19 protein-coding genes are annotated in these 21,385 nt (G+C 45.6%); 6 read left to right on the forward strand and 13 right to left on the reverse strand.

The genetic code is table 11. From position 1 onward, the window contains the following. Window positions 1-4 precede the first annotated feature (4 nt). The 4 genes from HYN46_RS09690 to HYN46_RS09705 form a co-directional block, all read right to left on the reverse strand. Window positions 5-625 carry a Maf family protein gene (locus HYN46_RS09690; protein WP_114899198.1) on the reverse strand — a complete coding sequence of 207 codons (621 nt, stop codon included), beginning with the start codon at window positions 623-625 and terminating at the stop codon, window positions 5-7. Next, the gene (gene mreD / locus HYN46_RS09695) at window positions 625-1,137 is read right to left on the reverse strand and encodes a rod shape-determining protein MreD (RefSeq protein ID WP_114899199.1); all 513 of its coding nucleotides are present in this window, start codon (window positions 1,135-1,137) and stop codon (window positions 625-627) included. Before mreD ends, HYN46_RS09690 begins: the two co-directional genes overlap by 1 nt. After that, window positions 1,124-2,035: a rod shape-determining protein MreC gene (mreC, locus tag HYN46_RS09700; RefSeq protein WP_114899200.1), complete on the reverse strand. Its 912-nt coding sequence runs from the start codon at window positions 2,033-2,035 to the stop codon at window positions 1,124-1,126. The genes mreD and mreC overlap by 14 nt, the downstream gene beginning before the upstream one ends. Window positions 2,036-2,159: 124 nt before the next feature. After that, a complete protein-coding gene (locus HYN46_RS09705; RefSeq protein ID WP_114899201.1) occupies window positions 2,160-3,206 on the reverse strand; it encodes a rod shape-determining protein in 1,047 nt (348 codons plus the stop codon). A gap of 312 nt (window positions 3,207-3,518) precedes the next feature. Here HYN46_RS09705 and gatC point away from each other — a divergent pair, with 312 nt between their 5' ends. The 3 genes from gatC (at window position 3,519) to gatB (ending at window position 6,909) form a co-directional block, all read left to right on the forward strand. Further along, a complete protein-coding gene (gene gatC / locus HYN46_RS09710; protein ID WP_114899202.1) occupies window positions 3,519-3,836 on the forward strand; it encodes an Asp-tRNA(Asn)/Glu-tRNA(Gln) amidotransferase subunit GatC in 318 nt (105 codons plus the stop codon). A 92-nt stretch (window positions 3,837-3,928) separates the two neighbouring features. Continuing rightward, window positions 3,929-5,452, forward strand: a complete 1,524-nt coding sequence (gatA, locus tag HYN46_RS09715; protein WP_114899203.1) for an Asp-tRNA(Asn)/Glu-tRNA(Gln) amidotransferase subunit GatA — start codon at window positions 3,929-3,931, stop codon at window positions 5,450-5,452. Then, complete coding sequence (gene gatB / locus HYN46_RS09720; protein WP_114899204.1) at window positions 5,449-6,909, forward strand: Asp-tRNA(Asn)/Glu-tRNA(Gln) amidotransferase subunit GatB; 1,461 nt, start codon at window positions 5,449-5,451, stop codon at window positions 6,907-6,909. Before gatA ends, gatB begins: the two co-directional genes overlap by 4 nt. A gap of 99 nt (window positions 6,910-7,008) precedes the next feature. Here gatB and HYN46_RS09725 read toward each other — a convergent pair whose 3' ends face one another. After that, window positions 7,009-7,758 carry a tetratricopeptide repeat protein gene (locus tag HYN46_RS09725; RefSeq protein ID WP_162818145.1) on the reverse strand — a complete coding sequence of 250 codons (750 nt, stop codon included), beginning with the start codon at window positions 7,756-7,758 and terminating at the stop codon, window positions 7,009-7,011. A gap of 11 nt (window positions 7,759-7,769) precedes the next feature. Beyond that, window positions 7,770-9,830, reverse strand: a complete 2,061-nt coding sequence (locus HYN46_RS09730; protein WP_114899206.1) for a bifunctional 2',3'-cyclic-nucleotide 2'-phosphodiesterase/3'-nucleotidase — start codon at window positions 9,828-9,830, stop codon at window positions 7,770-7,772. Between the two features lie 348 nt (window positions 9,831-10,178). On the opposite strand from HYN46_RS09730, the gene HYN46_RS09735 reads away from it, so the two are divergent. The 3 genes from HYN46_RS09735 to HYN46_RS09745 all read left to right on the forward strand — a co-directional run bounded on the left by HYN46_RS09735 (window position 10,179) and on the right by HYN46_RS09745 (window position 14,276). Continuing rightward, the gene (locus HYN46_RS09735) at window positions 10,179-12,740 is read left to right on the forward strand and encodes an esterase-like activity of phytase family protein (RefSeq protein ID WP_228254791.1); all 2,562 of its coding nucleotides are present in this window, start codon (window positions 10,179-10,181) and stop codon (window positions 12,738-12,740) included. Window positions 12,741-12,902: 162 nt separating this feature from the next. Then, window positions 12,903-13,268, forward strand: a complete 366-nt coding sequence (locus HYN46_RS09740) for a hypothetical protein (RefSeq protein ID WP_114899207.1) — start codon at window positions 12,903-12,905, stop codon at window positions 13,266-13,268. Between the two features lie 84 nt (window positions 13,269-13,352). After that, window positions 13,353-14,276, forward strand: a complete 924-nt coding sequence (locus HYN46_RS09745; RefSeq protein WP_114899208.1) for a lysophospholipid acyltransferase family protein — start codon at window positions 13,353-13,355, stop codon at window positions 14,274-14,276. Between the two features lie 8 nt (window positions 14,277-14,284). Here HYN46_RS09745 and HYN46_RS09750 read toward each other — a convergent pair whose 3' ends face one another. From HYN46_RS09750 to HYN46_RS09780, 7 genes are all read right to left on the reverse strand, one after another. Next, a complete protein-coding gene (locus HYN46_RS09750) occupies window positions 14,285-15,220 on the reverse strand; it encodes an NAD-dependent epimerase/dehydratase family protein (RefSeq protein WP_114899209.1) in 936 nt (311 codons plus the stop codon). Further along, window positions 15,220-16,263, reverse strand: a complete 1,044-nt coding sequence (locus HYN46_RS09755) for a glycosyltransferase (protein WP_114899210.1) — start codon at window positions 16,261-16,263, stop codon at window positions 15,220-15,222. The genes HYN46_RS09750 and HYN46_RS09755 overlap by 1 nt, the downstream gene beginning before the upstream one ends. Before the next feature lie 106 nt (window positions 16,264-16,369). Next, window positions 16,370-17,503, reverse strand: coding sequence for a glycosyltransferase family 4 protein (locus tag HYN46_RS09760; protein WP_162818146.1), 1,134 nt, complete (start codon window positions 17,501-17,503; stop codon window positions 16,370-16,372). A gap of 16 nt (window positions 17,504-17,519) precedes the next feature. Continuing rightward, window positions 17,520-18,458, reverse strand: coding sequence for a glucosamine inositolphosphorylceramide transferase family protein (locus tag HYN46_RS09765; RefSeq protein ID WP_114899212.1), 939 nt, complete (start codon window positions 18,456-18,458; stop codon window positions 17,520-17,522). 25 nt (window positions 18,459-18,483) lie between these two features. Then, complete coding sequence (locus HYN46_RS09770; RefSeq protein ID WP_114899213.1) at window positions 18,484-19,287, reverse strand: glycosyltransferase family 2 protein; 804 nt, start codon at window positions 19,285-19,287, stop codon at window positions 18,484-18,486. After that, window positions 19,284-20,048 carry a polysaccharide deacetylase family protein gene (locus HYN46_RS09775; RefSeq protein WP_114899214.1) on the reverse strand — a complete coding sequence of 255 codons (765 nt, stop codon included), beginning with the start codon at window positions 20,046-20,048 and terminating at the stop codon, window positions 19,284-19,286. The genes HYN46_RS09770 and HYN46_RS09775 overlap by 4 nt, the downstream gene beginning before the upstream one ends. Before the next feature lie 26 nt (window positions 20,049-20,074). Next, on the reverse strand, window positions 20,075-21,355 hold the full coding sequence (locus tag HYN46_RS09780) for an O-antigen ligase family protein (RefSeq protein WP_114899215.1): 1,281 nt from the start codon (window positions 21,353-21,355) through the stop codon (window positions 20,075-20,077). Window positions 21,356-21,385: the final 30 nt, after the last annotated feature.

The following is a 21,385-nucleotide window of genomic DNA, read 5'->3' on the forward strand; positions in this document are numbered from 1 at the left end:
CATATCACCTTTCTAAAGGTCTTTTAAAATGACTGATGAGTGCCAATGTCTCCACTAAAGGTAAACCCACAACATTACTATAACTACCATTAATGCGTGGAATATATGCAGCACCATAACCTTGGATGGCATAGCCCCCTGCTTTACCTATAGGTTCACCCGTATCCCAGTACTCTTGCATTTGCAGCTTATTTAACATCATAAAATCAACATCAGTTACAACGTTACATGTCACAATCTCTTCGCCACAAGCCACGGCTACACCCGTCATAACCTGATGTGTCCGCCCAGCCAGCAATTGCCACATCGAGAAAGCATGATCCCGATCAGTCGGCTTCGCAAGAATTAACCCATCAATCGTCACCGTTGTATCAGCAGCAATGATCAGCGTTTGTGATGAAAAATCAGGAACAGCCGCGAGTGCTTTTTGTTGTGCAAGACGAACCACATAATCTGCAGAAGACTCATCCGTATGCACTGACTCATCAATATCAATTGCTGCTGTCGTAAAGATAAGCCCAACTTGTTCAAGCAAGGCTTTACGCCGTGGAGAGGTCGAAGCGAGAACAATTAACCGTGACTCGCGATCAATATCAGCATCTGAACTTTGTATCGAGTGAGGCATTACACGCCTCGCCAGCGTTTGAGAAAAGTATAAATGAGCGGCCAAACAATGATACTGGGTAGCAAAGGGCCCCAGAACCAAAGGGATAACACATTACCGCTAATTCGCTGGAAAATAAAAAGGAGAATGAGATTCGAAAGCACGGCAACCGTCGAAATAATCCATAAATTCAAGAAAGTCAGCATACGCTTATTACGCATGAAAAACTTAGCAAGGAAGCTTAAGACCACAAAAACAAACGCATGCAGGCCCAACTGACTGTCCAGCATAAAGTCAGTCAATAACCCCACAAAAAAAGCGAACCAGATTCCACACCATTTCGGCTGTACCATCACCCAGAACAATGTGAGCATAAGCATCAGCTCAGGACGCCAAGCAAGCCAAGTATAAGGGACGGGATAAACAGTCAGAATTGTTCCAATCAACAGACTGACTGGAATTGGCAACATGGGGTCAGGCTTACTGAGCGAGCGACTGTCCTTGATCGAAGATGAGGGATTATTGCGCGACATAACGCGGTCCACTTGATTGCTGTTTAGTCGATTTAGGCTTAGCGGGTTCCGTATGCGGCTGCTCCTTTGCAAGCGGTGCTGAGAACAATAAGATCACATGATGTCCTCCCTCTAACTGAGCCAAAGGCTTGATCGCAATATCCGCAAATTCACTACTGCCATGATGCTGGATGGCGGACACGACACCCACAGCATAGCCTGCGGGAAAACGCTCGCCCAAACCAGATGTAAATAAACGATCACCGACTTGGACATCAGCAGTATTAGGTACATATTGTAGACTTAAGCGCCCACTATCCCCAGTACCCGCTAATATTCCGCGCATCCCAGTCCGCTCAATCCGCACGGATACAGCATTCTCTTTATCTGAAATCAGCAGGATACGTGCGCTATGCGCCAGCACCTCAACAACCTGCCCGACGACCCCTTTATCATCCAAGACCATTTGTCCAATAAAGACACCATCAACATCCCCGCGGTTAATCACGAGAATATGACGTAAAGGATCGGGGTCAGTACCGATAATTTCACTGATAATCATCCGACCATCAATAATCAACGGGGTATTAAGAAGACCGCGTAAGCGTGTATTTTCTGCAGAAAGTTCCGCCAATTTTTGCAAACGGACATTATTTTGCAAGCGCTCTGCTTTAAGTGCCGCATTTTCACGGCGCAGGACTTCTTCTGATTGAGCTTGCTCACTCAACCAATCGCCAGACAACACCGGGTAACTTGCAAAGACGTAGAGGGGATCAAGCGCAGCACGCGTCAACCTTCGGGCTGGGTCAAACCATTCGGGATGTTGCCAATCTGCAATCATCAGTACAATTGCAGCGACAGTCGCCAATACCAAAGGCCTAAAAGACTGGGCATCGCGGGCAAAAATATTCTGTTCCAACGATGAACGGCCTCACTTGCTATAAATCAAATTCGATTGAATAGCCTACTCAACGTGTAAACATACCGTTCAGTAGGCCCTACCTTGATCAATAAAAACGATCAAATGTTGTTTTTGTTTCTAATTAACCCACAAACAACATATCGTAGTTCGGGTTATCAAAGTGCTCCAGTACCTTGCCGCCACCACGTGTCACACAGGTCAGTGGATCTTCAGCGACAACAACAGGTAAGCCCGTTTCACGTGACAATAACTTATCTAAATTACGCAATAACGCGCCGCCGCCTGTCAACACGATACCACGCTCTGAAATATCAGCTGACAATTCAGGAGGCGTTTGTTCGAGAGCTGTTTTTACAGCGCTGACAATTGAAGACAATGGATCAGTCAATGCTGCTAGCACTTCATTCGATTTTACGATAAATGATCGTGGAACGCCTTCAGCCAAGTGACGTCCACGGACTTCGATTTCACGAATCTCGCCATCAGCATCTGGAAATGCCATCCCAATCTGTTGCTTGATACGCTCTGCAGTGGTTTCACCAATGATGCAGCCATGTTCACGGCGCACATAGTTGACGATACACTCATCAAACAGATCGCCGCCTACACGCAAGGAATCTGAGTAAACCGAACCGGACAATGAAATAATTGCAATTTCTGTGGTACCACCACCGATATCAACGACCATTGAACCTAATGCTTGCTCTACTGGCATCCCAGCGCCAATCGCAGCCGCCATTGGCTCTTCAATAAGGCGGACATCACGGGCACCCGCTTGCAATACCGCCTCACGAATCGCACGACGCTCGACAAGTGTAGATTTACACGGAACGCAAACCACGATACGTGGTGTCGGCGGAATCAAACGCTTTTCATGTACTTTATGGATAAAGAACTGAAGCATGGTTTCGGTGACTTCAAAGTCAGCAATCACACCGTCCTTGAGAGGACGAATCGCAGAGATATTGGCAGGCGTACGACCGAGCATTTGCTTGGCATCGAGACCTACGGCCGCAACGGTTTTATGGTGACCATTATGACGAATCGCCACAACAGTCGGTTCGTTGAGCACAATACCTTTGCCCGGCGCGTAGATCAGTGTATTGGCAGTGCCAAGGTCAATGGCTAAATCGGTTGAAAACAACCCAAACAGACGCTTCAGAATCACAGGACTTTCCAGAAAAATAGAGGCAAACAAGCAAGGTCGCAACTGTAACTAAAACTGGGCATTTGAACAAGACATGACTTGTGAATGACGTCTAACAATATCATCTTTTTTTATGTTTTTTTTAAAGCGAACTGAACAAGTCTTGCCAGAAAGGCTGATAAATTTGATGAAGTTTTATCAAAAAACAACAGCAAAGCCCCCAAAATACTGCTTAGATCACGCATAATATCGCATAATTTTTATTTCAATCATTTTTCTTAAATTTTAGGGAAATGATGTTTCACTCAATTGGTTTGTAAACAAGAGTATCGTATGACGGATTCAAACAGCGCTTCAACGAACAGCGCACTCAGCGCCACTGATATCAATAAAATTGCAAAACTGGCTCATCTGCAAATTACCGATGATGAATGTCAGCGTTATGCCGCCAGTTTGAATAATATCTTATCCCTGATGGATCATTTGCAAACCGTCGATACGACCAATATTGAACCGCTTAAAAATCCTTTCGATACCCCCCAACCACTACGTGATGATGTGGCCACGGAGCCCAATCGCCGTGATGTCTATCAAAGTGTTGCGCCTGCAACGCAGGATGGACTGTATCTGGTTCCCAAAGTACTCGACTGATTTTATTTTTCAAAGAGAATGCGATTTAAAACCAACTTCTCCAGTGAAATCTTTTATTTCTGCTTTTATTAAACGCATTAGACGAATTGGTTATGACTGAATTACATCGATTAGATATCCGCGAGCTTGCACAAGGACTCGCTAGCAAACAGTTCTCATCACTTGAGCTGACCCAGCATTTTTTAGCGCGTATTGATCGCCTAGATGCCAAGCTGAACAGCTTTATCACCGTAACACATGAGTCTGCACTCGCCAATGCACGCAGTGCAGATGCATTACGTGCTCAGGGCAATGCAGGCGTGTTAACGGGCATTCCTATTGCTCACAAAGATATTTTTTGTACTGAAGGGGTAAAAACCTCTGCGGGCTCAAAAATGCTGGATAATTTCATCTCCCCTTATAACGCCACTGTAGTGGCACAAGCCAATGCGGCAGGTCTCGTCATGTTGGGCAAAACCAATATGGATGAGTTCGCGATGGGCTCCAGTAATGAAAGCTCTTTTTACGGTGCAACACACAACCCCTGGGCCTTAAATCGCGTACCGGGTGGCTCTTCAGGTGGATCAGCAGCAGCCGTTGCAGCCGACCTTGCCCCCTTTGCAACCGCAACCGATACAGGTGGCTCAATTCGCCAGCCTGCGGCATTCTGCGGTCTCACAGGGCTTAAACCCACCTATGGCCGTGTCTCCCGATTTGGCATGATTGCGTATGCCTCTAGCCTAGATCAGGGTGGTCCCATTGCTCGAAGTGCAGAAGATTGTGCCTATTTACTTCAAGTGATGGCAGGGCATGATGCCAAAGATTCGACCAGCGTAGATCACCCCACTGAAGATTATGTGGCGGGTATCACTACAACCACCAACCCTGACAAACCGCTCCAAGGTTTACGCATCGGCTTACCGCATCAATACATCAAAGATGGCCTAGATGCAGATGTCAAAGCACGCGTGCTCGATGCGCTCAAAGTCTTAGAGGATTTAGGCGCAACACTGGTGGAGATCAATCTCACCACCTCCGATGCTGCGATTCCAGCCTATTACTTAATTGCACCCTCTGAAGCATCCAGCAACTTGTCGCGTTATGACGGCGTGCGTTTTGGACATCGCTGTGAGAACCCGAAAGACTTGATGGATCTATATACACGCTCACGCACAGAAGGTTTTGGCGATGAAGTGCAGCGCCGGATTTTAATCGGCACCTATGCGTTATCAGAGGGTTACTATGATGCTTACTATCTCAAAGCACAAAAAGTGCGTCGTTTAATTCAAAATGACTTCCTCAAAGCATTTGAACAATGTGATGTCATCGCAGGACCCACCGCGCCTACCGCAGCCTATGCCATCGGTGCCAAACAAGATCCGGTTGCGATGTACTTAGGCGACATTTACACCATCGCAGTCAACCTTGCGGGTTTACCTGCGATCAGTGCGCCTGTTGGATTTGATACCAGCTATAGCGGCCATGACAACTGCGCTCCCCTGCCTGTGGGACTGCAATTGATCGGGCCATACTGGTCTGAAAGCAAATTACTGTCGATCATTCATCAATATCAACAACGTACCGATTGGCATAAACAACGTGCGCCAATAGCAAGTGATGCAGGAGCAGCCCTATGAGTCTATTAGTCCAAGGCTGGGAAGTCGTCATTGGTTTAGAGATCCATTGTCAGCTAAACACACAAAGTAAGATTTTCTCGGGTTCGCCAACTGCATTCGGTGCAGAGCCCAACACCCAAGCCAGTTTGATTGACCTTGCCCTACCAGGCACACTGCCAGTGCTAAACCGTGAAGTGGTCAATAAAGCCGTACGCTTTGGTCTCGGTATCGATGCGGAGATTGGACGAGCATCGGTATTTGCACGTAAAAACTACTTCTACCCTGACCTTCCTAAGGGCTATCAAATCAGCCAGATGGATGATCCTATCGTCGGCAAAGGTCATGTCGATATCGTGCTGGAAGATGGCACAGTCAAGCGTGTCGGTGTGACCCGCGCTCACTTAGAGGAAGATGCCGGTAAATCATTACACGAAGACTTCGCAGGCATGACGGGTATTGACCTTAATCGTGCGGGAACGCCCCTGCTTGAAATCGTCAGCGAACCTGATATGCGCTCTAGTGCAGAAGCGGTTGCCTATGTGAAGACCATACACGCGCTGGTACGCTGGCTTGGGATCAGTGATGGCAATATGGCCGAAGGCTCTTTCCGCTGTGATTGTAACGTCTCAATCCGCAAACCTGGTGCGCCCGAATACGGCACACGCTGTGAGTTAAAAAACATTAACTCATTTCGTTTTATTGAACGTGCAATTGAAGCCGAAGTTGACCGTCAAATCGATTTGATCGAAAGCGGTGGGAAAGTCAAACAACAAACCCGCTTGTATGATCCAAACAAAAACGAGACGCGTGCGATGCGCAGCAAAGAAGAAGCGAACGACTATCGCTACTTCCCAGATCCGGATTTACTGCCAGTCGTCATCAGCGAAGCACAAATTGAACAGATTCGTAGCGAGCTCCCAGAGCTGCCAGAAGCTCGTAAATCACGTTTTGTCTCTGAATATCAGCTCAGTGATTATGATGCACGCATTCTGAATGGTGCACGAGAACTCGCTGATTTCTATGAAGATGCCGTCAAAGCGTCAGGCAACATCAGCCAAGCGAAAATCGTTGCCAACTGGGTCATGGGCGACTTGCTTGGCGCACTCAACAAGGCCGAGAAAGAACTGGCAGATTCTCCTGTGACTCCTGCTCAATTGGGCGGTTTGGTTGCGCGTATTGCCGATAACACCATCAGTGGCAAGATTGCAAAAGTGGTCTTTATCGACATGATGCAAGGCAATGGTGAATCAGCAGATGACATCATCGCAGCCAAAGGGTTGAAACAAGAAACCGATACCGGTGCCATTGAAGCCATCATTAAAGAAGTTTTGGCTGCCAATGAAAAAATGGTGGAAGAATATCGTGCAGGCAAAGAGAAAGCGTTCAATGGTTTGGTCGGCCAAATCATGAAAGCGTCTAAAGGCAAAGCGAACCCAAGCCAAGTCAATTCACTTTTGCTTGAAATGCTGAAGAACTAAGTCTTTTATTTTTAAATAGTTAAAAATAAAACCCGATTTAGTAAAAACTAAATCGGGTTTTATTCAATGGGGTTTGGTCAATAACAAATACACAATCATCTATGGACGAAGTGCAGGATGTTTTAAGGAGTGCCCTATTTCATAGACTTGCTCTTGATAGGCCGCTTTGTCCCGTGACAATCCCATTTCTCCATTCTGATAGGCCAATGCGAGTGTCTGAATCGCTTCAGGTAGCTCTAGCTCCGCAGCTTGTTTATATAAACTGAGTGCATCACGATCACTCTGCGGTACGCCTTCCCCATCACGATACGCGTTGGCTAACATAAACAAACTCACAGGCTGTTTCTGGTCTGCACCCACCTTAAACCACTTTGCAGCTTCTGCAGCATCCACAGGGATGCCATAACCATTTTTATAGATGACACCAAGGTAATAAGCCGCTGGTGCATACTTCTCCTCAGCAGCAGGTTTCAACCAAGTAAAAGCCTGATGATAATCCTGCGGCACTGAACTGCCTTGAAAGTACAACTTACCCAAGGCAAATCGTGCAGCATTATCCCCTTGAGCAGATGCTTGTTTAAGCCACTGAATTCCTTCAGCAACTTTATTCTGCTGAATAAGCGCTAAACCGAGGACACGTTGAGCCATCATCTGGCCGTCTTCAGCTGCGCTTGACAGACGCTTTACAGCCTCACTGTCTCGCCCGGCAATCGCTCTGACTTGCAGCTCTTCAATATCATTCGCGGATAATAGCGCTTCATGATGTTGCCATCGCCAAACAACTACAGCCATGACAATGAATGCCATGGCTGTAATGAAACTCATCCAACGTTTTTTTTGAAATCTCACTCAATCCATCCTTACTGTGCTTTAGATAGATCTAGTCCGTATACAGACAAGCCCTTGCCGCTGCCATCATCGTTCTGCAACACACTGATATAGTTCAAGCCAGCAGCCTGAGCCAATGCCAATTTATTTTGTGCAGAAGTAAAGGTAACAGGTCCAGCGGTCGTCACTTTAGTAAAGCTCCAGCTTCGATCCAGACCATTCTTCGCCCGTGTAATATTTTTGGCATTTTTGATATATGCAATCAACACATCGCGATTGGCATCAGGCGATGCATAGATGGTTTTACTCCCATCAATACCTGGGAAGTTGCCGCCACCACTCGCGCGGTAATTATTGGTTGCGACAATAAACTCTTGTGCTGAATTAATCGCCGCACCCTTATAGGTTAGGTTTTTAATCCGGCTATTAACGGGTTGAGTAACATCAATTTCATAATGGATGTCTGGGCTTGTAAACATATCAAAGTTATAACCGGGGAAATTACTGATTAAAGCTTGTGCTTGAGTTTTAGTTGGATCAATGGTATTAAAACGTTTTGCCGCTGTTTCAAGCCAATTTTTAATATCGCTTCCAGTTACTTTCACCGCATATACTGTATTTGGATACAAGTACAAGTCTGCAGCATTATTAATTGCAACAGGGCCCGCCATCACATCCGTGTAATCAGTCCCGCCTGCGAATCCGCTCTTGAACGGAGCACTCACCGATAGGACTGGTAGGCTGGCATATTGCGGCAGGTTTGCTTTGACATAGGTCGCCACATAGTCCGCTTGGGCTTGATTGACAATTTCAATGGCACCTGGATCGCCAACATCGGCAAAATAACTATTCATTTCATAATCAGAAGAACCGATCGGTGTCTTCACATAGGCAATCGTCGCCTTATGTTCAGCATCAATGGTCGCTCCGACTGTCGGATCAACAGCAACATAGGTCTTATCTGCGTTAATAATATTTCGTGCCTGAGTGACGGTCTTGGTCTTATCAACAACCCATGCCTTCCCATCATAATTCAATTCTAGTTTGATCAGACCTAGTGTCTTACCCCAGAAGTTCCCCATGACTGTCGGCACACCGTTTACAGTTCCAGCAGCCTTATCCACACCCGGTAAATTAAACTGACTGACCGTACTTGCTGCATCCGGGAAGGTTTGATGTGAATGACCAATCAACATGGCATCCACGCCAGCAACTTTCGATAAATAATAGCTGCCGTTTTCCATCGTCGGTGAATAAGGACCATTGTCCAAACCACCGTGAGAAATCACCACAATCAAATCTGCGCCTTTGGCTTTCATTTCAGGAATAAACTGTTCTGCCGCTTCCTTCACACCCACGGTATAGACTTTGCCATCCAACCAGCGCTTGTCCCAGCTCAGAATCGTAGGCGGTGTGAAACCAATGATTCCCACTTTGATTTCAGCATCAACGGTTTTGCCATCAGGCGTGGTTGCACTGACTTTCTTCGTCAGGATCTTATAAGGCTGAAATAAAGGTTGTTTTGTTTTAGCACTATAGACGTTTGCCAATACTTGCGGGAACTTTGGCCCTGCACATGCTTTTTGTTGACTTGGGTCAGCGATTCCATCGACATTAAACGTATTACCCGTCACTTGGTTCAAATAAGGCAGACCATAATTGAACTCGTGGTTTCCGATGCCACCACCCTCATAGCCAAATTGATTCATCACTTTGTAGATGGCCAATGTCTGATCGCAAGGGATAGGATTAACCAGCGCCTGATAATCAGACAATGCCGTTCCTTGTATGGTATCGCCATTATCAAGTAATAAGTTGTTTGGAAACTCCTTTCGTGCTGCGGAGATCAATGTCGCTGTACGCTCAAAGCCCAAAGATTTATCTTCGGCGAGTTTGAAATAGTCATAACTCATGACATTAGTGTGTAAATCGGTTGTTTCTAATAAGGCTAAAGTTGCTTTTGTTCCAGTTGCTGTTGTGCTTGCAGGCACTGGCACGCTCACAGGGCTATCATCACTACTTCCACAACCATGCAGCATTAAGCTTGTCACCATGAGGGCAAGGGGTAACAAAGGGAATTGGCGATTCATCATTGAATACTCAAAAAATATGGATGCAAGGAATGTAGAGAGTATTGATTACAACGCGATTACAATCACATTAAATATTCATGATCAAATGGATAATAAAAAAATGATTAAATTTACAAATAATTATTTATTTTCAGTAACATAAAAATACAGATAGATCAAATACAGCCAGACACTCACAATTACTTTCAACTTATTGGTAAATTTTACAACAACCTCCTTCACCAACGTAGACAACAAGATACTTGTCAAAATTTGTTAACCATTGAGTTATAAGTGACTCATGAAACCGTCATATTTTTAATGCACTATCCTATCTCTAGTTCACCTCCTTTGATGGAACCCTATCCTGTGCTCAAATATAATTTCCTCTTAGAAAAACAAGAAATTTCATTACTCAAAACCACTCTGCTGAGTGCTTTTATCTTTGCTCTGACGACACTCACAGGATGTGATGGTGAAGATGATATAAGCAGCGTTGCAAAAGATCCGATTTCCACACCCACCTTAACTGGCTTTGCAAGTCTTGCCGCTGCAACCTCTGCAGAAGGTCCAATATCGGGTCAATTTCTTGGAGGAACTTTATTTAATGGTGAGAAAGCGCCATTTGCCCAGCAGCCCGTTCAAGGCTTCTCAGGTGCCATAAAAAATCCAGATGGTACTTATACCGTACTGGCTGATAATGGCTATGGTACCCTACAGAATTCCGCAGACTTTCTCTTACGTCTCTATATTATCCAAACCAACCTGCGTACAGCGACTGGTGGAAGTGGATCGTTAAATGTACTGCGCCATATCCGCTTGCGAGATCCTAACAAGCGTATTCCATTTGCCATCGTCAACCACTTCACATCGGATCGTCTGCTCACAGGTGCAGATTTCGATCCTGAGTCCATTCAACGTGCGCCAGATGGCACATTCTGGATTGGTGATGAATTTGGACCATTTTTATTGCATTTCAGTGCGGATGGCATACTACTGGATGCACCCTTTGCACTACCCGATCCAACACATGAGGGAGAAATCCTGCGTTCCCCACAAAATCCCTATAGTGAAGAAAGCAGTGCCTTAAGAATCATGAATGCCGTTACGGCACATGCCAAAGCACATGGTGCCAAGTTCACGCCAGTATTCTCACCAGATGCAAGCTTACTCAAGTTCTCTTTTAAAGATGCCGCAGGAAATACAATAACCTCAAGTTCAGACGCACATGGTGCCCGCGGTAAAAACACCCCTGCGGGTATGGTCGTTGCTAATTCAGATATTTTTGATGTGACACAGATCAGAGCGGCTGGTTACGGGATTGTTCCCTACACCGTCAACAAAGAATCCGATATGCAAAAACTGCTAAAAGCAGGTGTTACAGGGATCATCAGCGATCGCGCGGATCTACTGTATAAAGCTGTCAGTGAGTTTGATGCCAATGGCGATGGAAAAGCTGGAGACTACCTCCTTGCCGATGGTCGTATCGATCCCGCCAAATTTGATGCACAAGGTCATCGGGGTAGTCGCAACTTACGTCCAGAAAACACCCTACCCGCTTTTGAAGCAGGTTTGGATAATTTAATGAACACGCTAGAAACAGATAACGGAATTACCAAAGATGGCGTTCCTATTATTAAGCATGATCCTTACATTGATTCAGTGAAATGTCGTCATGCCGATGGCTCACCCTATACAGTCACGAATGAAGTTTTGATTAAAAGCTTGACCCAAGCTCAAATCCAAAGTCAGTTCATTTGCGACTTAAATCCTGGACGAGGAGCGACACAGCTCAACGAGTTGTCACTCTCTCCAGTAGCCGTTCAATTTGCCACAAGTAAAGGCTATATCAGTCCTTATGTCATGCCAACCACTCAAGATCTCTTTGATTTCGTCAATGCCTATGTGGCGTACTATGAATTGGGTGCCGGAAAATCCGATCCTAAGGCCGCCGTACGTGTGGCCAATGCCAAAACCGTACGCTTTAATATTGAGACCAAGCTCAACCCACGTAGTGACAAAGACTATAAAGGAAACATCTACAAAGACCGTACCGTTGGATTTGAGCAGATGACCGATGCATTGGCGCATGTGATTATTAAAAATCACATGGAAAATCGCGCTGATATTCAGAGCTTTGATTTCCGTAGCCTTATTCGCACTCAAGAGTTGTACCCACAAATCCCTACCGTTTATTTATGGGGTGATTCCGTCCGCATGAATAACGGCTTGGGAACCGATGGAGATGGCGGCAATCTGCAAGACGAAGACGGCAAAAATACCCCCTGGCTTGCAGGCCTCTCTTGGCCCTATCGCGTTACTGCATTATCTGTACCTCAGCGCGTTCAAAGCAGCGGTGGCTTTGAGGGTATGGCAATTTCCCCTGATGGTCAGTTCCTCTATCCCTCGCTTGAAAAACCGTTAGTAGATAGCCCAGCCCGAGAAAATATCATTAGCCAATTTAATATCCATAAAAAAACAACGACGGGCAATTTCTATCGTTTCCCTTTGGATAGCACGTTGTCTGCTACACCAGCAGTCTCGATCTCAGACTTCCAGCTATTCAGCGCAACCGATGGTGTGGTCATTGAACACGACCTAAAAACAGGTAAAGATGCGGGTTATAAAAAAATTATACGCATTCACTTAGAGAAATCAGGTGATCTCGTCAGTAAATCACCAGTCATCGACCTCCTTAATATTGCTAACCCTCATAACCTGTACGGCCCCACCCGTTCTGGTGATATAGGTACTGGCAATCCCTTTAGCTTCCCATTCAATACTGTGGAAATTGTCGTGATTGAAAATGATCGTGAACTAACACTCATGGACGACAATAACTACCCCTTCTCAAATAGCCGTAATCCTGCATTACCGGATAATGATGAAGTGATCCGCGTACGTCTGCCACAAGCTTTGGTATTGAAATAATCATAGCTAAACGCCCTAATAAAAAAATGCTTGCCGTTACAGGCATTTTTTTATGCTTTGCATTTTGCTACAACTCTACTTTGCATGGAGTGTTAGTATCAGCGCCATCCAGAGAATCCTAATTTCACCCAGCATATTAATAATAAATATGAGGATATTATTTTGAAAAATTTAGCATTAACAACGCCTATAGCACTTATTCTGGCGTCAAGCATATTGCTCGTCGGATGTTCCCGAGCGCCATCTGAGAGCGATATTAAAACGGCATACACCAACGAAGTCGAACAAACAAATGCATTGACCCGCAAATTTGGTGGCGACAGTATGACCATTAAAGTCAACGGACTCAAAAAATTAGATTGCAAAGCATCTAGTAACAAAGGGCAATTTATTTGCCAAGTCGAAATTGATACCACGCTCCCAATTATCGGTGTCCACCATCAAAATACCCAACTCACACTGGCACAAGGGGATACGGGTAACGGCCAAGGCTGGGTTATCGTCCGAGGCGTAGATGCAGCACCCTAATTCCATTATTTAGTTTGATCGTTTAAAAGCTGAACACTGCCGCACCCAAACCCTCTCTCCTCAATTTTTTTTAAGCGGCATGTTATGAACAGCACTCTGCGTTTCTTCGCACACTTCCCCCTTTGGCTTTTGCGTGCGTTTGCACATTGCATCGCTACGCTCATGGTTCTCTTTCCCCATGGTGGAATGCGCTGGACCGCTCGAGTGAACCTATTACTGACGATGCCTAATCTCACGCTAAACCAAAGATTGAAACTGGAACGTCAAAGCGTGCATAGTCAATGTCTAACTGCGATGGAATCTTTAAAATGCTGGGGCATGCCCGCCTCATATAGCATCGCGCAGATCCGTCATGTTCAAGGCTTGGATATACTTAAAACAGCATTAAATGATGCCAATGGCATGATTGCCGTGGTGCCCCACTTCGGGACATGGGAGATGATGAATGCGTGGCTTAATCAATTTGGCGCACCAACAATCATGTATAAACCTGCAGGACATGCTGGACTCAATCGTTTTATGTTTGATGCCAGACAACGTCTCAATGCGACGCTCGTACCAACTGACGAGCGTGGTGTACGCGCTATCTTTAAAACACTCAAAAAAGGCGGATTTACGATCATTTTACCCGATCATGTTCCAGAGCCTAGTGGTGGGATTTTTGCGCCTTTTTATGGTCATGAAGTCATGACCTCAACCCTCGTATCAAAACTGGCGCAAAAAACACAATGCGCAGTGGTGGGTTTGAGTTGTAATCGACGGGCTGATGGGGATGGTTTTACGGTGATTTGCGAGCTGCTTTCTGACTCAATCCATAATCAGGATTTGAAAACCTCAGTCACCGCTTTAAATGATGGCATTCAATCTATGATTCAGCGTGCACCTGAGCAATATGTTTGGTCCTATCGCCGTTTTAAAGATGCGGCTGATTTTAAGAGAGTCTATCGGCTGGATGAGGCAGCGATTAGCAAGATTGCGACTGATGCCGTATTAAAGGCAGCAGGCTAATCCTAAGCTTAACGTTGCTCGATCTGCTGTAACCACTGCCAATGTTTGCTCATCCCTTGGGTTAAGGAAATTTCGGGCCGCCAATCAAAAGTTTCGCTGACATGAGCGACATCCAGAACGACAGCAGGGATGTCAAAATTACGACTAGGCAGATAATTCACTTGCGGGGTCTTTTCAGTAATTTGTTGCGCAGTGGCTAAAATATCGAGCAGTGAATGTCCTACCCCACTGCCTACATTGAAAGTTCCCACCGCTTGGCTATCCGTCACGAGTAAAAGTAAACGGACTACATCCTCAATATAAATATAATCGCGAATCACTTTGCCATCACCCCAGATGGTGATTGGTTTATCTTGTAAGATACTCATGAGCACGGTCGCAACCACGCCTTGCACGCCAATTTTCATTTGCCGTGGGCCATAGGGATTGGCTAAACGCAATACCACCGAGGAGACACCATAGAGTTCCCCATACATATGCAGATATTTTTCGATAGCAACCTTCACAATCCCATAGGAGCTTTTGGGGTCTAAAGGATGATTTTCTGCGATGGGAATATGTTGCGGTGTGCCGTACACCGTGCCACCCGAAGAAAAATAAATAAAGCGTTTAGGCGGTAGATAGCGCAGAATTTCTAATATTTTTACTGTGGAAATTAGATTTTCTTGAATATCTACTACTGGATATTGATTCGATGTCGCTGGAATCATCGTTGAAACCAAATGATAAATCACATCTGCTTGTTCAAGCAGTGGTTTTAAAGCATTCGTATCAACAAAATTAACCTGATAGTATTTAACCAATGCATGAGGAGGTTGTATTAGATCAGGATTAAATAAAGTCGGCGCACGCCCGACAACATCAACGGTATCTCCACGTGCAAGTAGCGCATCAACCAAATGTGATCCCAAAAAACCATTGCCACCTAAAATTAAAACTCTCATTAATGTTGACCTTGCTCAAAACGACTTTTCACTATCGCGTTATAGACATTCTCAACACGTAAGACCATATTCTCCAAAGTGAGCTCAGCATCCGCTTTGGCCCAAACCGGTTGCATCAGTCGGTCCCACTCTTGTGGTTCATTTTGAATAAAGTTTAGTTTTTCAGTGAGCGCGGCAACATCATCTACAGGCACAATCACTTCCCGTGGCAAGAAGTCCTGCACCATGGGAATGTCCGTGGCAATAATGGGACGATGAGCCAGCATGCCTTCGACAAACACATAGGCAAAGCCTTCATTACGCGAAGAAATCAGCATGCCGTCGCTCACACTGAGTAATGACATCCCGTCTTTGCGATAGCCTGAAAAGACGACCTTAGCGCCTGTTTTCTGCACTAAAGCTTCAAGTTCTGCACGCTCAGGTCCATCACCAATCAACAAACATTGCACGCCCGACGCTGCTATGGCCGGAATCAAGATATCAAAACCCTTGGCAGGAACAAAACGCCCAACCGCACAGTACACGAGGGACTCGGAATTAAAACCAAACTCTTGCACAAGCCTGTCACGCGTCCAACCCTGAGTGCCACTGGGAACAATGCCATTATAAATACAACTGACGGGTATCGATAACGTACGCCCACCCAGCAGTCCATCATTACCGCCCAGAATCAAATGATCCATCCGCGCAAAAGCCCACAGCGCAGACTTCTGATTATGCATGGATGCGACAAAACCTATTGTCTTCGGCAAGAAAGGACGAATCCGAGCCAGCAGGATCGTTGCCTTACTGGCTTGTGCATGCACAATATCAAAGGGATTATTTTTAAGGATTGACCAAATGTCATAGAGCAGAAATGGGTTCTGACGATTACGATCCATATTGACAGGAAAAACCTGAATGGCCTTTGCGAAGCGATCAATCATCACCGGATGGACAATGACGGAAACCTGATGGGTTAAAGACAGCGCATTCGCAAGCTCGATTGCATGGCGCTCAAGCCCACCTTCACCCCAACTGGCCAACACTAAACAAATACGCATCAATCATTCTCTAAGCTTATATTTTTAAAAAAAAATTTATGAATTTGTGAACAACGTCAATCACTCCATTGACCCTGCCCTATCCAAGTGCCCTCAATCCGATGGGTCAGGCAATCAGTGCATCCCGTGCCGCATCCAAGTGTTCAATTTGTACAGGTAAAGAAAAAACCTCACGCGCCCGTTGCTGACAACGATCAGCACACAACTGGCGTAAGCCGCTTTGCTGCATCAATGGAATGATGGCATCCGACAACGCCTCAATAGTCACCTGTGGAATCACGATTGCTGCATCACCCGCAACCTCTTTCAATCCACAACTCATTGAGGTCACCACAGCACAGCCCGCATCCATCGCTTCAAGCGTCGTCCGCCCAAAAGCTTCAGCACCTGTTGAGGGGCTGACGGCTATAGAAGACTGATTAAACACACTCATCACTTCGCTGTGTGGCACATGACCACGAAAATCGATCTGATCCGCAACATCCTTTAACGCCGCATAGACAGATTGCTCATAAGCGGACTTACCCGCTTCATGTCCAAACCCCCACGCTCCTAGAAATACGACACGCCAATCCGGAAACTGAGGCAGAATTTTGGCCAGTGACTGAGCAAGTTCGAGTACCCCTTTTTCAGGGATAAAACGTCCCGCGTAAACAATCCACGGCTGACGGACAGTGGGCGGAGTTAGTGTCAATTCATCATTGTTTTGTTGAGAAAGGATTGCATTGTAAACCACTTCGACCCGTGCACCGAGGGCAGGATCAACGCCTTCGAGTAAACGCATCTTAACGAACTTACTCACGCAATAAACATGGTCTACGGTACGCAAGAGTTTTTCACGGTCTGCAACCGTTTTGACTCCGGCCATCCCTTGAGGATCATTATGTAGATGGATGGTCACCCGACGATTCGGCAAGACCTTCTTCAATGCTAATGCTAAACGCGCTCGATTATGGACTTCAATGAGCTTAATCTCTGAGTGTTCACGAAGAATCTCAAGACACTTTAGACCATATGCCCGATTACGTCCGCGTAACCAAGCGAATGAAACAGCCACATGCTGATATCGAACCTCAGGGAAATGCTCGGCACAGCCGCCAAAAACAACGAGCTCATCCGCATAACGACTGGCTTTGCAAAACTCGTAGACCGTCAATGCCACAGCCCCCGCATCGCCGCTACGAAAACGCTCGCGCGAAGGCAAGATGATTGCAATTTTTGGTACCACGTTACTCTGCATAAGCCACTCAAATAATCTAAGACGCTGTTTTAGGTAACAGACGCTGAGCATCCATTACGGCAATCCCTGCTTGCCAATCCAGATGATGAATCGCACGCATGCCGATCTCATCACCACTGACTTTCCATACCAAGGACTCTTGATAAGTCGTCGGTGTTAATACGGTAATCTCACTCAAATTCAAGCCGTGTCCATAGCGGCGTAAACAATCCTGCGAAGGACGCAATAATCGACCTAATCCATCCCGAAAAATCCGACCCGCAGGGCGACCTAGACTAAAATCACGCACCAAGGGATTGGCTGCATGGGGTGTCCACTGACTCGATAATGGGCTATCCGCATAGTAAGCGAACAACGATTCATTAATCCGAATCTGGCCTTTTTTAGCCGCGCAGAATAACCACCAACGTCCCTCATGCTCGAACAATGTCGGGTCGGCAATCTTGACACCATCAATCAATGTCTTATGGAACTCCCATTTCAATGGGAACTCCACACAGCGATACAGATCAACCCGCTTCACTTCTGCCTTCTCAGGCATCATATACAGCTCACCCTGATATTCAAATAGAAATGGGTATGATAAATGATGCGTTTCGTCAACCACGGGTACAGGCTCAGTGATGCGCTGACCCGTCTCATCGATCTCAATGACGCTGATTCGCCCACGCCAAGTGTCAAAAGGAAAATCCTCAAAAAACACATAACGCTTACCATCTTTTACCCAGACAAAAGGATCGGCCCAAAATGCATTATCAGGCGGATAAATCGCTGTTAGATTTTGGGGTTTAGGGTGATCAACAATCTGATCTTTTGTCGCACTCCCCGCCAACAAAAACCACTGCTGACGAAAACCCTGCTCTTCGACCTGATCTGCTTTACGTCCCAGACGCCGAATACGGTTTTGCTGAAACTGGCTCCAAAGACCCAAAAAATAACGCACCAATGCTGTCATCACGGTAATCTGATTTAATCCTGTATTATTGATCCTGAAGGTCTGGCTTATGATCCAATACTTTTGAATCTACTGAAATATTTTTTAGATGATACTCATATAACTTTGCTTCTTTAAGAAAAGCATAAAAAGCATTAATCATGCTACTGATAAAACCACGCTGACCATTTAAAAAATCACGGCGCAGTACATACGATTTAAAGAAGACTAAAGGCATGACCAGTACAAGCTTGAGCAGCGAAGGTCGCTTGCCTTTTGCGTTCTTTTCTTTGGCTTTTAGGTCTGAATAACGATTATTCTTATCAACCTTGACACTGATATCGGTTAAACCATAGTGATAAATCACACCCCGTGCCGGCTGTACAATGCCATCCACCTGAACCTTTTCATGGGCTTCAATAGCGGTATCATAGCTGCCCTTTTCACGTCTAAAAAAACGAACCTTGGCGTGTTGTTTAGTATAGGTATTCGCGACCTTACCCATAAATGAATCTAAAATCGGCGTGATCAAGCCATCGATTTCATTTTGGGCAATGACACTCTGAATTTCATCGCGCAACTCTGCGGATAATTTCTCATCACCATCTAGGTTCAACGCCCAAGGCTGGCGGCATAAACTCAATGCTTTTGCTTTTTGCGCAGCATAGCCCAGCCAATCCTGATGCTGAATCGTGACATTATTGAACTGCTGTGCAATCTCATAGGTTGCGTCAGTACTGCCCGAATCCAGAATAATCACTTCGGCAAAATCACGCACACTTTCAAGCAGCGCTTTTAACCAAGGTGCACTGTTTAAACTAACAATATAGACACTACAGGCAATAGTCATAAGCGATAGCGTCCTCGGGCAAGTGCAATTCTCATTTGTAAGGCAGACATCTCTCCGTGTGTGCTGACACGTGGCAAACGATAAATATTCTCCGTAGATAAGGGCTCGATCTTCTTACGTGTACTGACCGCACTAGTAAACCCTAGAGACTTCACCATCGCTTCATGCTTTTCATTAAAACGCCCAAAAGGATATGCAAAGCTTTGGCATGAACCTACCAACTGCTGTACCAATTCTCGAGAGTGCTGAATCTCTTGGAGTGCTTCAGCATCATCCAATGTCGTCAAATTCACATGATGGACACTATGCGCACCAAACTCAATCAGTCCAGAATTTGCCATTTCCTGAATCTGCGCAGCACTGAGTTTTGCAATACCGGAAATATCTGGCGCTAAATAAATCGTCGCTTTGGCGTTGTATTTCTTGAGTAGTGGATACGCATATTCATAATTATCTGCAAAACCATCATCAAAGGTCAGGGCAACCTGAGAGGCTTTATTAACTGTTTCAGGTGATGCCGCTAATTCGGATACCGTCACAAACTCCCGGTGTTGACGCTGTAATAACTGCAGTAATCGCTCAAATTGCTGAGGGGGCATATTCATACCCGATGCAGGCGCATGCGGTGTTACTTGATGGAGCATGACTAATCGAGGCAAACGTCGATCCCGTATTGGCAACCAAAAGGTATGCCGACCCAGCGCAAATAAAACCAGCGCAGCAATCAACACACCCAATAGTATATAAAACAGCATCAACATAATGACTACCTCAATGGCGTTACTGATTAGACTTTAGTAATCGCAACCGTTGATCGACTTTGAACCATCGCCCGTGCCAACGCCCAGCCCAATAACAACCAAACCAGTCCAGCATAGTTATTGGTCTGCATACTCATTGACGAAGTCAATGGCCAAAACAACATGATCGGCGCAACAAAAACCACGACCGATTGCAGGAGATTATTTTTAAAATCTAAACCACGCCAAAGTACTCTAAAGATCAGGAATAAAATAATCAGAAAGATCGCCAAACCGATCACGCCGTTTTGTGACAACCATTCCAGATAAATATTATGGGGATGGACTTCACAACCCTCATCTGGATGGAGTACACGCGGTAATGCTTCGCAACCACGATTAAAATAACGCGTACCAATCCCAACGATCGGCGATTGTTCCCACAGAATTATCGCCGTATGAAAGACCTGATAATACGAACTATTCTGAAAATTAGACAATTGATCGAAGAAGCTCATCACGGTACGCGCGAACATTTTTGGCGCAAGAACCACCGCCGACACAGCAAGTGCAATGAACGCAACTGCTGCTCCACCGATAAATTTAAACGATAATTTTTCTTGGTAAATCAAGGCAATCAACAAAACAAAATTGATCATGCCAAATAATAAGAAAACGATACGCTCTCCAGTCAAGAAAGCAAAAACCTGCGATAGTGCAATCATACCCACCACTAAAGCCAAGAAGCGCGGCTTGGGCAGTTTGCTAGAAATCAATAGCAAAGCAACCAATGCCATCGGATAAATCCGCAAAGCATAACTACCCGGCATAAGCTTTGAGAAGGGTCCAGTCAAACGCGTTCCCACTGGCTGATGACCAAAAATATCCCGACCAAGGCAGTACTGCAAAATCGAATCCAATGCGATAAACAAAAAGAAAAAGAGTGCGGAACGTTCAAATATTCTCAAGCGATTGGCATCGGTAAACACCAGACAACACAATACCAGTCCAAACGCGGGCCACCGGATAAAGATGAGGGATTGCTCTAATGAGTAAAGCTGGTCAACGGAAAAGAATGAGGTCACGAAAATCATGAACGCCCATAACACCAACACCGCTTTGAACCACGCCTGTTTTCTCACGAGGCTTTCTGGACGCATGAACCAGAATACCGCGAGGAATAGTGCTGCAATTGATGCAGTTGCATCGGAAGTAACCCGCGAACCCAAAATCAAAAAAGGTAATAAAATCAAAAAAGCCAAACTCCACCGACTGATCGGTTGGTTGTCTGCCGATGGATGATTAATCGTTGGCGCTATTTGACCCATACAAACCTCAAGTAATTTTTTATAACGTTC

The organism is Aquirhabdus parva (assembly GCF_003351745.1).
Classification (GTDB): Bacteria; Pseudomonadota; Gammaproteobacteria; order Pseudomonadales; family Moraxellaceae; genus Aquirhabdus; species Aquirhabdus parva.

Excerpts from the sequence above, each read along its gene's own strand:
- HYN46_RS09690 (WP_114899198.1), bottom strand. The coding sequence starts at position 625 with ATGCCTCACTCGATACAAAGTTCAGATGCTGATATTGATCGCGAGTCA.
- mreD (WP_114899199.1), bottom strand. The coding sequence starts at position 1,137 with ATGTCGCGCAATAATCCCTCATCTTCGATCAAGGACAGTCGCTCGCTC.
- gatC (WP_114899202.1), top strand. The coding sequence starts at position 3,519 with ATGACGGATTCAAACAGCGCTTCAACGAACAGCGCACTCAGCGCCACT.
- gatA (WP_114899203.1), top strand. The coding sequence starts at position 3,929 with ATGACTGAATTACATCGATTAGATATCCGCGAGCTTGCACAAGGACTC.
- gatB (WP_114899204.1), top strand. The coding sequence starts at position 5,449 with ATGAGTCTATTAGTCCAAGGCTGGGAAGTCGTCATTGGTTTAGAGATC.
- HYN46_RS09730 (WP_114899206.1), bottom strand. The coding sequence starts at position 9,830 with ATGATGAATCGCCAATTCCCTTTGTTACCCCTTGCCCTCATGGTGACA.
- HYN46_RS09745 (WP_114899208.1), top strand. The coding sequence starts at position 13,353 with ATGAACAGCACTCTGCGTTTCTTCGCACACTTCCCCCTTTGGCTTTTG.
- HYN46_RS09750 (WP_114899209.1), bottom strand. The coding sequence starts at position 15,220 with ATGAGAGTTTTAATTTTAGGTGGCAATGGTTTTTTGGGATCACATTTG.
- HYN46_RS09755 (WP_114899210.1), bottom strand. The coding sequence starts at position 16,263 with ATGCGTATTTGTTTAGTGTTGGCCAGTTGGGGTGAAGGTGGGCTTGAG.
- HYN46_RS09760 (WP_162818146.1), bottom strand. The coding sequence starts at position 17,503 with ATGCAGAGTAACGTGGTACCAAAAATTGCAATCATCTTGCCTTCGCGC.
- HYN46_RS09765 (WP_114899212.1), bottom strand. The coding sequence starts at position 18,458 with ATGACAGCATTGGTGCGTTATTTTTTGGGTCTTTGGAGCCAGTTTCAG.
- HYN46_RS09770 (WP_114899213.1), bottom strand. The coding sequence starts at position 19,287 with ATGACTATTGCCTGTAGTGTCTATATTGTTAGTTTAAACAGTGCACCT.
- HYN46_RS09775 (WP_114899214.1), bottom strand. The coding sequence starts at position 20,048 with ATGTTGATGCTGTTTTATATACTATTGGGTGTGTTGATTGCTGCGCTG.
- HYN46_RS09780 (WP_114899215.1), bottom strand. The coding sequence starts at position 21,355 with ATGGGTCAAATAGCGCCAACGATTAATCATCCATCGGCAGACAACCAA.